This is a genomic window from Kushneria phyllosphaerae, from assembly GCF_900312995.1.
GTDB classification, from domain to species: Bacteria; Pseudomonadota; Gammaproteobacteria; order Pseudomonadales; family Halomonadaceae; genus Kushneria; species Kushneria phyllosphaerae.
In genome coordinates this window covers 1-736 of sequence record NZ_ONZI01000011.1, presented here as the reverse complement: position 1 = coordinate 736, position 736 = coordinate 1, and the positions used below count along the sequence as shown (strand labels likewise).

1 protein-coding gene is annotated in these 736 nt (G+C 45.8%); it reads right to left on the bottom strand.

The window, feature by feature from the left end:
* A partial coding sequence (locus KSP9073_RS17210; RefSeq protein WP_032326272.1) for a helix-turn-helix domain-containing protein occupies positions 1–345 on the bottom strand: 345 nt, incomplete at its 3' end.
* Between the last annotated feature and the right edge of the window lie 391 nt (positions 346–736).

Below are 736 nucleotides of genomic sequence, written 5' to 3'. Positions count from 1 at the left end.
CGCACAAACCTTACCAGCAACGGGGATTCTAACTAATGCATTTTTTGATTCTAAGTAATTGAGCCAACGAATAATTGTGCTTCTGCTAACTCCAAGTTTTTCAGCTAGGAATTGCTGATCCGCAACGACAGCGCCACACGTAGGATCGATATGCTCCGCTAAAAATGAGTACAGCTTCAGTGCTGATATGCCTTGGCTATCCTTCAGCAGCTCTCGAACGCGTTCCCAACCTTTTGGGGATACCTGTGTAAACCTTGAATTCTTCTTTGCTTCTTCGAGATCCTCGGTGTTTTTCTTTGCCTCATCTGAAAGTTGTTTCAGTCGTTTTTCTGAATCAATAAACATGATTTTTTCCCTCTAAAAATCCCATGCACTAACGTTGGTTCAAATCTAAGCCATCATGACACATCTGTGCAACACCTTGTTGCGTGTTGTCGCATCCAGGATGCGACAACGTTGTGTCACCCTGGATGCGACAGGTAAACAAAAAACACACTAAAAAAACAACAACTTACAAATCGGCGTAAAAGATCTATTCTAGGCAAGGGTGTTGCGCGCAACGCAACGCCCTTTGGGGGTGTCGGGGCGAAGCCCTGACCCAGTCACGTAACGATAGCGGAGTGTATACTGGCTTACTCCTCTGCAAGCCTCGTCAGCCGTGATTTTTGCCAGATTTCGAGGTTTTCACGTTCAACAGCTCCTGCACGTTTTTTGCCGTCCGTTCACCGTTAAACTC